At 38.9% G+C, this 12,003-nt stretch carries 13 protein-coding genes and 1 pseudogene; 3 read left to right on the top strand and 11 right to left on the bottom strand.

Annotated features, from left to right (window positions below):
* Nucleotides 1–142: 142 nt before the first annotated feature.
* Genes tatC through tatA form a run of 3 tightly spaced genes read right to left on the bottom strand, consistent with a single transcriptional unit; the run spans nt 143 to nt 1,586 of the window.
* Nucleotides 143–913: a twin-arginine translocase subunit TatC gene (tatC, locus tag AC07E5_RS06330; RefSeq protein WP_086197088.1), complete on the bottom strand. Its 771-nt coding sequence runs from the start codon at nt 911–913 to the stop codon at nt 143–145.
* Nucleotides 910–1,347 carry a Sec-independent protein translocase protein TatB gene (gene tatB / locus AC07E5_RS06325; RefSeq protein WP_086197087.1) on the bottom strand — a complete coding sequence of 146 codons (438 nt, stop codon included), beginning with the start codon at nt 1,345–1,347 and terminating at the stop codon, nt 910–912. Before tatB ends, tatC begins: the two co-directional genes overlap by 4 nt.
* A 17-nt stretch (nt 1,348–1,364) precedes the next feature.
* Nucleotides 1,365–1,586 carry a twin-arginine translocase TatA/TatE family subunit gene (tatA, locus tag AC07E5_RS06320; protein WP_086197086.1) on the bottom strand — a complete coding sequence of 74 codons (222 nt, stop codon included), beginning with the start codon at nt 1,584–1,586 and terminating at the stop codon, nt 1,365–1,367.
* 549 nt (nt 1,587–2,135) lie between these two features.
* Between tatA and AC07E5_RS06315 the strand changes: the two genes are divergently transcribed.
* A protein-coding gene (locus tag AC07E5_RS06315; protein WP_498625019.1) for an IS3 family transposase occupies nt 2,136–3,280 on the top strand; the annotation gives its coding sequence in 2 pieces (ribosomal slippage) (nt 2,136–2,400 and nt 2,400–3,280; 1,146 coding nt in all).
* 126 nt (nt 3,281–3,406) lie between these two features.
* Entirely contained in the window at nt 3,407–3,904 is a 498-nt protein-coding gene (locus AC07E5_RS06310) for a Dps family protein (protein ID WP_498625018.1), read from the top strand.
* Between the two features lie 85 nt (nt 3,905–3,989).
* On the opposite strand, the gene AC07E5_RS06305 is transcribed toward AC07E5_RS06310, so the two are convergent.
* From AC07E5_RS06305 to AC07E5_RS06295, 3 genes are all read right to left on the bottom strand, one after another.
* The gene (locus AC07E5_RS06305; RefSeq protein WP_086194912.1) at nt 3,990–4,637 is read right to left on the bottom strand and encodes a peroxiredoxin; all 648 of its coding nucleotides are present in this window, start codon (nt 4,635–4,637) and stop codon (nt 3,990–3,992) included.
* A 24-nt stretch (nt 4,638–4,661) separates the two neighbouring features.
* Nucleotides 4,662–5,069 (bottom strand): rhodanese-like domain-containing protein, encoded by a 408-nt coding sequence (locus AC07E5_RS06300; protein ID WP_004973758.1) that lies wholly within the window; start codon nt 5,067–5,069, stop codon nt 4,662–4,664.
* Between the two features lie 406 nt (nt 5,070–5,475).
* Nucleotides 5,476–5,895 carry a DsrE family protein gene (locus tag AC07E5_RS06295; protein ID WP_180044076.1) on the bottom strand — a complete coding sequence of 140 codons (420 nt, stop codon included), beginning with the start codon at nt 5,893–5,895 and terminating at the stop codon, nt 5,476–5,478.
* 117 nt (nt 5,896–6,012) lie between these two features.
* Here AC07E5_RS06295 and AC07E5_RS06290 point away from each other — a divergent pair.
* Nucleotides 6,013–6,722 (top strand): annotated as a pseudogene (locus tag AC07E5_RS06290) (IS982 family transposase); the annotation flags it as partial.
* 60 nt (nt 6,723–6,782) lie between these two features.
* Here AC07E5_RS06290 and AC07E5_RS06285 read toward each other — a convergent pair.
* The 5 genes from AC07E5_RS06285 to tnpB all read right to left on the bottom strand — a co-directional run.
* On the bottom strand, nt 6,783–7,487 hold the full coding sequence (locus AC07E5_RS06285; RefSeq protein ID WP_068912714.1) for an ABC transporter ATP-binding protein: 705 nt from the start codon (nt 7,485–7,487) through the stop codon (nt 6,783–6,785).
* 3 nt (nt 7,488–7,490) lie between these two features.
* Complete coding sequence (locus AC07E5_RS06280; protein WP_074947793.1) at nt 7,491–8,699, bottom strand: ABC transporter permease; 1,209 nt, start codon at nt 8,697–8,699, stop codon at nt 7,491–7,493.
* On the bottom strand, nt 8,696–9,763 hold the full coding sequence (locus tag AC07E5_RS06275; RefSeq protein WP_228144088.1) for an efflux RND transporter periplasmic adaptor subunit: 1,068 nt from the start codon (nt 9,761–9,763) through the stop codon (nt 8,696–8,698). The genes AC07E5_RS06280 and AC07E5_RS06275 overlap by 4 nt, the downstream gene beginning before the upstream one ends.
* 254 nt (nt 9,764–10,017) lie before the next feature.
* Nucleotides 10,018–11,664 (bottom strand): IS66 family transposase, encoded by a 1,647-nt coding sequence (tnpC, locus tag AC07E5_RS06270; protein ID WP_178319548.1) that lies wholly within the window; start codon nt 11,662–11,664, stop codon nt 10,018–10,020.
* A gap of 74 nt (nt 11,665–11,738) precedes the next feature.
* Nucleotides 11,739–12,003, bottom strand: a 265-nt coding sequence (gene tnpB / locus AC07E5_RS06265) for an IS66 family insertion sequence element accessory protein TnpB (RefSeq protein WP_498625015.1), incomplete at its 5' end; no start/stop codon positions are given.

The raw sequence follows: 12,003 nt of genomic DNA, 5'->3' as shown, positions 1-12,003 counted from the left end.
TGTTCCATTTTAGAGATTTGTTTAAGATAAGATATAACTCATTGAGATGTGTCATAGTATTCGTCGTTAGAAAACAATTATTGTGACATTATTTCAATGAGTTATCTATTTTTGTCGTGTACAGAGAGTTCTTATATAAAGTCTATGCATGATGGATCTTTTTGTTCTCAATTAACTTACCAAAGAACAAACCTGTTTCAAACAGCAGCCACATCGGAATAGCGAGCATAATCATAGATAATGGATCCGGTGGCGTGACAAACATGGCGATAAAAAAGCAGCCGACAATAATAAATTTACGTTTATCTATCAGTTGTTCTGTGTTGACCACTCCGATCAGAATGAGAATTAAGGTCAGAATCGGAATTTCAAAGGTTATTCCAAACACCAAAAATAACTTTAAACAAAAGCCCAAGTAACTGTTGATGTCAGTCATCGGTGCTACCGTGTCTGGGGAAACGCTGATAAAAAAGTGTAAAATGGATGGCAGGGCGATGAAGTAGGCGAAAGCAATCCCTGTATAAAACATTCCGATACTACCTAGCAATAGCGGCAAAGCCAGATTTCTTTCCCTTTGATATAGGGCTGGTTTTACAAACGCCCAGAATTGATAGAGGATGAACGGCATGGCAATCATCAAGGCTATAAAAAAATTCAGTTTAAATGGTGCCATGAAGGTTGCCGTGACATCAGTGGCAATCATTGAGGAATTTATTGGCAACTGTGCACGTAGTGGTTCAGACAGCCACTGATAACTTTGATTGGCGAAGGGTAACAGGCAGAAAAAGAGTACAATCAGTAACCCGATAATTTTAATCAGATGCTGGCGCAAGATAATCAAATGCTGGGTGATTGGCATATCCTGTAGCGTAATCTGCTTCTCCACATTTGGTGGTGTAGTTTTGGATTTCATGCCATTTCCCTGATCTGGTTGCTCTGTTTATGAAGCCGAGTAAGTTGTTGAGTTTGAGAACCGGTTTGGGTAAATAAGGACAGTGGCTTGGATTCAAGAAATTTATAGACTGGAAAGTTATTTTGCTGATTATCGAGTTTGACCTGCGTTTGTTGGTCATCGGTCATGATTTTATCATGCTGTAACTGTTGCATCTGGTTCTGCATTTGCTGTTCCAACTCGTGCAGACGTTGCATTTCGTTCTGCATTTCTTCACGTAGTTCCGACAGTCGAAGTTCACGATCAATATCATGTTGGACATTACTGATCAAGCGTTTGAGGTGGCCGTACCATTTTCCAGCAAAACGAGCGGCCTCTGGCAATTTTTCAGGACCCAGCACCAATAGAGCAATGATGCCAAATACCAGCAGTTCCGTCACGCCTACATTCAGCATTTGACCCCTCCATCCACTCAGTTTTTGCTGGTTGTTGTATCGTTATTGTTCTGATGCTTCTGTTCTAGACTATGTTGTTCGTTCAGTTTTACTGATGATTCATCATCACGTATCGATTTTTTAAAATCCTTAATGGCACCACCGACATCTTTACCCAAATTTTTAAGTTTTGATGTGCCAAATAAAAGAATCACTACAATTGCAAAAATGACTACGTGCCAAATAGATAATCCTGCCATCCTTATTTCTCCTATAATTTTGTTTTATATCGTAATTACTTGCCATTTTAAGTATATGTCATTCAGCACAGGCTTGAAAGGAAAGCTGAACATTGTTCGTAGCTGAAATTTGTTTAAGGCACCTTGATTATTAAGTATAGTACTTCTCAATAAGTGCTATTAAGCATGATTGGATATTTCAATATATGAGCTTTACATCCGATGATCAGCACGAAGACATCATTTAGCTTAATACTAGTACTGTATAGCTGATTACTTAATTTGGTATCATATTAAAAACCTTGTGCAATGATATTTTATGAAAATACTCCTGTGCTATGATTTTAGAATTTCGCTATATTTGAATAAACAGGATTCTAGGAACCACGTTTTCAATTAAAATATTGATGCTTTTCTTTCTAAAAAGTAGAACTAATCGTACTTGTTTGAAAATGTTATAATAAGTATAAATAATTTGTTATCTTCTGCTTTAAAGAGATGGATCCGAAAATTTGAACAACTCCTATAAGTGATATTCTGCTCCTCAAATGATGTTATAAACATCAATATATGGAGTATTTTATGGCACGTAGACCAAGAAGAAATCATTCAAACGACTTTAAGGCTAAGGTAGCACTTGCTGCGATCAAAGCAGAAAAAACACTTGCTGAATTGAGTTCTGAGTTTGATGTTCATCAAAACCAAATTATTGACTGGAAAAATCAATTGATCTCAGCTTCCTCGCAAGCTTTCGATCAATCAAAAGCTCCATCAGAACCCCCCATTGATCTTAAAAAGTTACATGCAAAAATCGGTGAGCAGGCATTAGAAATTGATTTTTTAGAAGGTGTGTTGAAGAAACTGGGCCGCTTCAACCACAAAAGTTAATCGATCACTCACTTCAGATTTCAGTATCTAAACAAGCTAAGTTACTGAAAGTCTCTCGTGGTTGTTATTATTATCGCCCAAAACCTGTTAGCTCATCAGATCTGAAGCTGATGCGATGTATTGATGAATTACATATGCAATATCCTTTTGCAGGCAGTCGTATGATGCGTGATTTGTTGAATCGTCAAGGGCATCATATAGGACGACGTCATACACGTACTTTAATGAAGAAAATGGGTATTCAGGCGTTATATTGCAAACCAAATTTAAGCCAGGCTAATCAAGCTCACCGTAAATATCCATATCTGCTCAAAGGGTTGGCAATTCAGCGCAGTAATCAAGTGTGGTCTACTGATATAACGTATATCCCTATGGCAAAAGGCTTTGTTTATTTATGTGCTGTGATTGATTGGCATAGCCGCAAGGTACTTGCGCATAGGGTATCGATTAGTATGGAGGTGGATTTTTGTATTTCGGCTTTAAATGAAGCGATTGAAAAATATGGATCACCTGAAATATTGAATACAGACCAAGGCAGTCAGTTCACCAGTGATGCATTTATTGATGTATTGAAATCAAATGGCATTCAAATCAGTATGGATGGTAAAGGTCGATGGGTAGATAATGTGATGGTTGAACGATTATGGCGGAGCGTTAAATATGAAGAGGTGTATCTCAAAGCTTATAGCAGTGTCACAGATGCGAAAAAGCAATTGAGTGCATATTTTGAGTTTTATAATCTGAAACGACCTCATTCGAGTCTAGACAAAATGATACCAAATGAGTTTTACTATGATCAGCTACCCCAACAAAACAAGGTGGCTTAACTAGAGCGGAATATTACTTATAAATACGCTTTTAGTTGTTCAAACAAGTGGGACCACCTCTTTAAATTGTATATCTAACAGTGTTATGGTCATCTAATTACATTTCAAAACATTAGGAATTTGATTATGTGCAGCCAAAAAAAACAAGCCAAAATGGCAGCAATTGATATTGGTATCTCTCAAGATAATCGCGCAAAAATTGTCGAAGGTTTATCCCGATTACTCGCTGATAGTTACACTTTATATTTGATGACTCATAATTTTCACTGGAATGTCACCGGACCACAGTTTAACAGCCTGCACAACATGTTCATGGACCAATATACTGAACAGTGGAATGCACTAGATGTAATTGCTGAGCGTATCCGTGCTTTAGGTTTTCCTGCACCAGGTACTTATAAGCAATTTATAAAATTAGCTTCAATCAAGGAAGTCGAGAGTGTTCCTAAAGCAAATGAAATGATTCAGTTACTGGTTAATGCACATGAAGCGGTTGCGAGAACTGCAAGAAGTATATTTGATGTTGTGGATGAGGCGAATGACCAGCCAACAGCAGATGTACTCACACAACGATTAGATATTCATGAGAAAACTGCATGGATGTTAAGAAGTCTTTTAGAATAAATTTTGTCAGATGATAAATAAAAATATGAGGCTAACTGCCTCATATTTTTATTACTACAATTTGAAGTAAAGAACTAATTTCAAATTATAGTGATTTAGTGCTATAGTACCAATCTACATAGTTGTAGCCTTCAGATTTACGTGTATCAGCAGCTTCCATTGTTACTGGTGGTGGCACAATCACTTCTTGGCCCGGTTGCCAATTTTCAGGTGTAGCAACTTTGTATTCATCAGAAGTCTGTAACGCTTTAAGTACACGAAGAAACTCATCAATACTACGTCCATTACTCATAGGGTAATAAACCATTGCACGTAAGATACCTTCAGGATCGATAATAAAAGTCGCACGAACAGCTGCTGTATCACTAGCACCTGGTTGGATCATGCCATAAGCTTTGGCAACTTCCATTGAAAGATCGGCAATAATTGGGAATGGGATTTTAATGCCAAAATTTTCTTCAATACTACGTGCCCAAGCAATATGTGAATGTACACTATCAATTGATAAACCTAATAGTTCACAGTTCAGTTCAGCGAATTGCTCAGCGCGAGTTGCAAAACCCATAAATTCAGTAGTACAAACAGGTGTAAAGTCAGCTGGATGTGAGAAAAGAACTAACCATTTTCCCTTGTAATCTTCTAAACTTTTCATACCATGAGTAGTTTTGGCATTGAAATTTGGTGCTGGCTTATTTAATTGTGGAAATGTTACAACTTCATCTAGGTTAGACATTTATAGTCTCCTTAGGGGGGGGAATTAATTTAAATAAGAAATGGTTGGATAACCTGCATCAATCCAAGCTTGCATACCACCTTCTACAGAATAAAGTTTTTCAAATCCCATATTTTGAAGTGCTTGAATTGATAGAGCTGAACGAGCTCCTGTACCACAGATTAAATAAATATCTTTTTCTGATAGTTCCTGTAAAGAATGTTCAATTTCGCAATGGTGATTCACTAGGGGATGTTGGGCTATTTTCATTTCCAGCATCCCTCGTGGAAAATTTACAGCTCGATCAATAGCTACAGTTTTGTATTCTTCAGGTTCACGAACGTCTATTAAAATTAAGTCAGGATATTCTAAATATTTCTCGTAGAGCTTCTCGACTTTTATTTCAATAACCTTATTTTTAGTTTCAGCTATTAGCTGGTTTGGGGTTTTCATAATATCCTTTTGAAGTAGATATCAATATAGTTTATATATTTATAATATAATAAGTATTCTCATTATTGTCTAATATTATTAAACTTCTTTCATAAATCAAAAAACAATCTTCGTTCTGATCCTTAGTTCAAAGCGATACATTGGGGTATCTCATTGTCAACTTTTTATTTAATGGTTAAGCAATTGAAAATGCATATTTCATCTAAAAGCAGACCATCCAAATGAAATTCTTCTCTTCCTGAGCTATTAGCAGGAATACTGAATGCTATTCTTGTTGCGAAAAGTTGTGGTATTTCTATAAAGCTACAGCCCTGAAATTTCACGGCTGTAGCTTTATAGTTCTCTGAGTAACGTCACGTGGATTTAATAGGTTTTATTATACTTTGTTATAAGGAATCTGATTAAATCACCATGATAGAGTTTTGGTACCAGGTTGAAAAATTGCTTCCCCCATATCATCAGGATTCGCATATTTTAAACCTTTGATAAGATCACCATCTTTAACACCATATTGATCCATACACATTTTACAGATAAAGACTTGTCCACCATTGACCATTATATTTTTCAGCATGGCCTGATGCTCTGCATATCTATGTTCGAAGCGGCTAGAAGCAAGCATAACCCCTTGATCGACTAAATATACAGTCAAGGGATGCCCTTTTTGGAATTGATTATTACTCATGCCGATGGCCATCTTTGTACGATGGGCATCATTACTGGTAAGCAATACAAATAATGGATCTTTTGTTGTTTCTGCTACTGCAATCGATAAACTTGAAAAAAACAGCAGAAAAGACAAGCTCAAGTTTTTAATAAATTTCATAGGATTTATACTCTTTTTAAATCAATATAACCTGAATTGTGGATAAGAAATTGGCTTAAAAAAAAGGTGGCTACATACTATTAGGGAGTTACCACACAACCTACGCTTTCAGAAACCATGTTTGATTTTACATATTTCTTCTGCATGATTGATGACTTTTTTCAAAAATCGAAGTAACTTATTGGCAATTTTTAAAATACGATCCTCTCAATTAAAAGTTTCGTAAATCGTGTTTATTGCCATTTAGTATAAATTTTCGTATTTCCATAATCTCAAAGCTTTATTCTTTTCATTAAAGCAAAATCACGGTCAAGTCTTTAGATATTTACCTTGTTAACAACGGATAGTTTATCTCATCAGAGCACATCGATTGGCACTGTATGCTTTACATTTTGTCTTGATGAAAGATTATCAGAGCAATTTTATTTATGGAGCAATCGACTACGCTGCCTGTAGGCAAAAATCAGCGTATTCAACGGTATAAATATCTACCATTGCAACAAGTGGTAAAAGCTCAATGGACTGGTTCTTTGGCTGTAAGCTACATTTAATCATGAGTCAGTCAGGCAAGATTGTCAGTACAGCTTTATCTAATGAACATACAGCAGACATTAAAATGATTGAGCATTTGGTAGAAGGCTTAAAAACAAAACTCTATGCTGTTCATGGATATATCAGTCAAGAATTAAAAATCAAATTTGAGGAATCAAGACATTTGGTTTAATTACATATCATCGTAAAAATATGAAAACTATTCGTTTATCCAAAGCAGATGAATACCACTTAAAACAACGCAATAAAAAGAAAATTTATTCAGCTTATTGAAAATAATTAAGCTATTAATCTAAATCTATCAACTAGATAAAATACTTTAAATTTCTACGCTTTTAGAAACTACGACCCTCTCCTTTTTCTTCATACGTTATTCCCTCACGAATATGATATAGTCGCTGGAAAGTCGGAATAATTTTATCGTCATGTGTAACAACAATAATTGCTGTTTGAAATTTTTCCGCCATTTCGTGCAACAAACGAATTACAGTCATGGCACGAACGCTGTCTAAAGGTGCCGTTGGCTCATCTGCCAAAATGACAGGTGGCTTATTAATCAAGCCGCGTGCAATAGCTACACGTTGTTGTTCACCACCTGATAATTGCCCAGGCATGGCATGAATACGATGCTGAACATCTAAAGCCGTTAAAATTTCTAAAGCACTTGCACGTGCTATGTTATTAGGAACACCTGCCAGCATAGGTAATAGCGCAACATTATCTAAAACATTCAAAAAAGGAATCAAATAAGGTGTTTGGAACATAAAACCAATTTTGTCACGTCGCAATGCACTTAAATCTTTTACCAACCAGTGTTGATCAAAAATCACTTCACTCCCTAAAGTCATACGTCCTTCAGTGGGATCAATCACAGCGCCTAAACATTTTAATAAGGTACTTTTACCTGAACCTGACGGACCAATCAGTCCAACAACTTCTCCTGGATCCACCCACATATTGACATCTTTTAATGCATAAAAAGCATTATCACCTTGCCCAAAACGTTTTTTTAAACCCTCAATTAAAATTCCGTGGGTCATGTGTTATCCTCCAATTGCTTCGGCTGGATCAATACGTAATGCCATACGAATAGCTACTAGACTTGCCAACATACAAATCAACATCACAGCAATAAATCCAAGAATAGAATCCTGAGGAATCAATAATACATACTTTGGAAAATATGGCGCAGCAAAGGTTGAAGTGATTTTACCTATAGTAAATCCAATTAGACCAAGTGCGAGCGCTTGCTGTAAGATCATCCAGGCAATCGTTCGGTTGCGTGTTCCAATTAGTTTCAGAACTGCAATTTCTCGAATTTTATCCATGGTTAGGGTATAAATAATAAATGCCACAATTGCCGCGCTCACCAAAGCCAAAATTACTAAAAACATCGCAATCTGCCTTGCTGATGTTGCAATCATCTTGCTAATTAAAATATGTTCCATTTGAAGACGCGTGTAGACAGTCAGTTGCTGCCAACGTTGGATGTGTTCAGCAGTATCTTCTGCGGAAGTACCAGTTTTAAGACGGACTAAAATTGCATTTACATAACGATTGCTGGTTTGAGCACTCAGAACACTGTCTAATAAATCTGGATACGCAGGACGATTGTAAATCGGATTTTGTGCGGTACGTCGGCGGTCTTGTAAAATTGCCGCATTATCTTTTTGAAATTGGGCTTGTTGTGCATCTTTAAGCGGAATAAAAATCATCGGGTCACCACCTGATGACACCATTCGTCGAGTCAATCCTACTACAGTAAAATAATTACGACGGATTTTGATGCGATCACCTAATTTAAGTCCTGAAGTGATGTCTACAACAGCTTCATAGTGCCCCCGAGTCAATTGACGTCCCGCTAAAAGGTAAGGTGGCCAGCCTAAATTATTCCAGGCATGTTCACCTGTATGGATTCCAACCACCATCGCACGGATATCTTTATCTTTATAATGAACTTGTGTGGTCAGATAAGTAATATTTGAGGCATGTTCTACTTCAGGTGTAGTCATGACACTACGATATAAATCATCACGCACACTAGAAGGTTCAGCATATGGACCAAGCGTATCTTGTTGTACCACCCATAAATCTGCACCGCTATTATTTAATAAAGCCTTGGCATCATCCACCATACCACGGTAGACACCCGCCATAATTAGAGTCACGCCGATCAACAAGCCAAGTCCAAAACCAGTAAAAACAAACTTACCCCATGAATGGAATATATCCCGACCGGCTAAGCTAATCATTCAGATGTTCCTGCAAGATTTTTTACAATACGCAAACGGTTTTTCGCATTAAGTGGTTTTTCACTATATAAAACGATTTGATCATTTTCTGATAGACCATCGAGTACTTGAACATCACCCTCTAAATTAGAGCGACCTAGTTTAATTTCAATAAATTGTAGTTTTTGATCTGTCACTTTCCAGACACCGACTTGGTTATTGATGCGGTGAATAGCAGCATTTGGAATAGCAAGGCTGCGAGACAGTGGTGCTAATTTAATTGTCACTTCTGCTAATTCACCTAAAGGGGGTAGAGGGTTAGGTTGTTGACTAAAGACTACTTTGGCTAAGATTTCTTCGGTAATAACATCTGCACGAGGCTCTACCCATAAGACTTGACCTGAAAGCGTGTTACTTTGACGCGAACGTAAATGAATTTGTGCAGGTAAACCTGAGGCTAAGCCAATCGCACTAGATTGATCGAAGCGTGTATTCAACCAAATAGACTTCGGGTCTACAATTTCCAATACGGTTTGCCCTGCAACTACAGTAGAGCCAGGTTCTGCATAACGGGCTGTGACTATACCTGGTGCTGTTGCCATTAAATTTAAATTGTCGCGCTGGGCTTGTAGTGTATTGAGGTCTGCACGAGCTTTATTAAGTTCTTGTTGCATTGAGCCAAGTGCTGTTGTAGCGAGATCAAGCTCCTGCTGCTTAATCGCGAGTGACTCTTGACTGGTGGCATTGATTTTGGTGAGTTGCTGATAGCGTTGAACTTGTTGCTGTGCAAACTTTTGACGAATTTGAATATCTTGTTGCTGAGAGATGATTTTTTGGATAATGGCACGTTGTGCAAGTGTTTTTTCTTCCAAATCGACTGGATCCATTTCTCCCAAGAGCTGTCCAGTTTGTACAGCATCGCCAATATCGACTTGAAGGTTTTTAAGACGACCTGCCGCTGTGGGACCAATTTTGTAATTATGACGAGCTTCAACAGTCGCTATACCAAACAGACTAGGCTGAATAGATTTATACTTAACCTGTGTCAGACTGACCTTGACTGGTGCAAAAGGTCCTGTACGCAATAGGACATAAACCAAAAATAAGATTAATGTAATAAGCACTACAAGAACGGAAAGAGCCCTCTTTCCTAATAGAAATGTTTGCATCTGTATTTTGCTTATCTTATCTAATTAAGAATAATATAATCTATTTCTAAGTATTATATAAAACAATTCCTTCCCCAAAAAGGATTGTAGCAACCTCTCTAGTGAACACACTTTATCAAGCTATCCGATAATCCTTAATGTAAGCGTCCGCTGAACCCCATGCCTATTTTTTAATTTGAGTTGGATTTCCAGCGGTGCGGCAGCAATTCTTCTATTTGGCTCACTTTATGTGTCGGCAACCTTTTCAGCACATTACTTAAATAGGCATACGGATCCAACCCATTCAGCTTTGCTGACTGGATTAAAGTCATGATATTTGCCGCTCGCTGTCCACTGCGCAGCGAACCTGCAAACAACCAGTTCTTACGGCCCAATGCCCAGGGACGCATTGAGTTCTCTGCCCAGTTATTGTCAATGGGTAGATTGCCATCATCCAGATAGCGGCTTAAGGCTGGCCAACGCTTCAGACTGTAATTGATGGCCTTGGCGGTTGGAGAACTCGATGGCACCGTCAGATAATGTTGGTTGAGCCATTCATACAGTTGTTGCATCACCGGTTGGCTGTGCTGTTGTCGGTATTCGCGGCGGTGTTCTGCTGTACTATCGGTCTTTTTCCTGAGTTCTGCTTCTATCGCATACAGTTTCTGAATCAGCACTAATGCCTGTTCAGCGATCTGACTTTTCCCAGTCACATGTAGCTCATGGAATTTACGACGTGCATGCGCCATGCAGCCCACCTCTATGACCTGGCCTGATTTAAAGCGTGCTTTATAACCACTGTAATCATCACAGACTAGATAGCCCTGCCAGCCTTTCAAGAACTCTTCTGCATGCTGGCCTGAACGACTATCCTGAAAGTCATAGATCACCGCTTGAACTGGATTGTACTGTGTAGTGGCATAGGCCCAGACATAACCTTTCTTCGGTTTTTTCTCATCATCACCCATCCGCATGATGGTGACCGGTGTTTCATCCGCATGCAGCACCTGCTGTTGTAGTACCACCTGTTTTAAGGCATTGGCCAGAGGTTCCAGTTCTACACCGCAGCGACCAATCCAGTCAGATAAAGTAGATCTGGACAGATCAATGCCCGCCCGCTGATAGATCAGGCGCTGACGGTACAGCGGCAAATGATCGGCATACTTCGATACCAACACATGGCTGAGCAATTCAGGTGAAGCAATGCCTTTATCAATCACATAGGCAGGCATCGCTTGCTGAGTCAGAGTGTCGCACTGATCACAGACCCATTTGCCACGGACATGCTGTTCCTTGTAGAACTGTGCCGGTCTGAAATGCAGTTTTTCACTGATATCTTCGCCGATACGACGTAACTGGCAGCCACAACTGCATTGGGTTGATGCAGGTTCATGCTCAATACGGATGGTGTGTAGATGATCGGGTAGCAGTCGACGTTTAGGTTTGTTGACTGTGGCTTTCTCTGTCGCTGCATCGGTTTTATCTGCATTTAATCGTTCTAATTCTAGATCAACAGCGGCAATATCTTCTTCGACCGCTTCATCCCAGAGATGGATTTGTTTTGCGGTGAGATGTTCGTTTTTACTGCCGAATTTGTGCTTTTTAAACAGCGCCAGTTCATGCTCGTATTTTTGGTTGAGAATAGAAAGATGTTGAACTTGAGCATCTAATTGCTGATTGGATACTTCAAGATGCTGAACTTTGGTATCTAATTGTTGGTTTGATTTTTCTAATTCTTGATTTGATTGTGCCAGAGACTGATGCTGCATTGCCAACTGTCTGGTAAATTCCAGCAGTTGTTCATGGGTCAGTTGGCTTAAATCAGGCAGCGTATTCATGACCGCAGTATGCCTGAGGTCATGAGAAGAATGAAATACAACATTTGGAGAATAGCAGAATGGATCAAGCTAGTTTAGAGCATTGTGACCACTTGCTGTCGTCCAATGCGCTGCCAAGGCAAACCCTGGATCAGTGCCTGTAACTGTTCTGGACTGAGTGCCAGGGTTTCACCCTGGTGAACTTTAGCCCAGTGAAATTTTCCCTGTTCCAACCGCCGGGCACACAGCCAGATGCCCAGTCCATCATGTACCAGCACTTTCATGCGATGGCCACGTTTATTACAGAACAGGTAAGCACAATGCGGTTTAATGTAGCCAAAGGCTCTCACCACCTGAGCC

The organism is Acinetobacter seohaensis (assembly GCF_056431365.1).
Note: the sequence above shows the minus strand (reverse complement) of the source record. Positions and strands in the feature narration are given on the sequence as shown.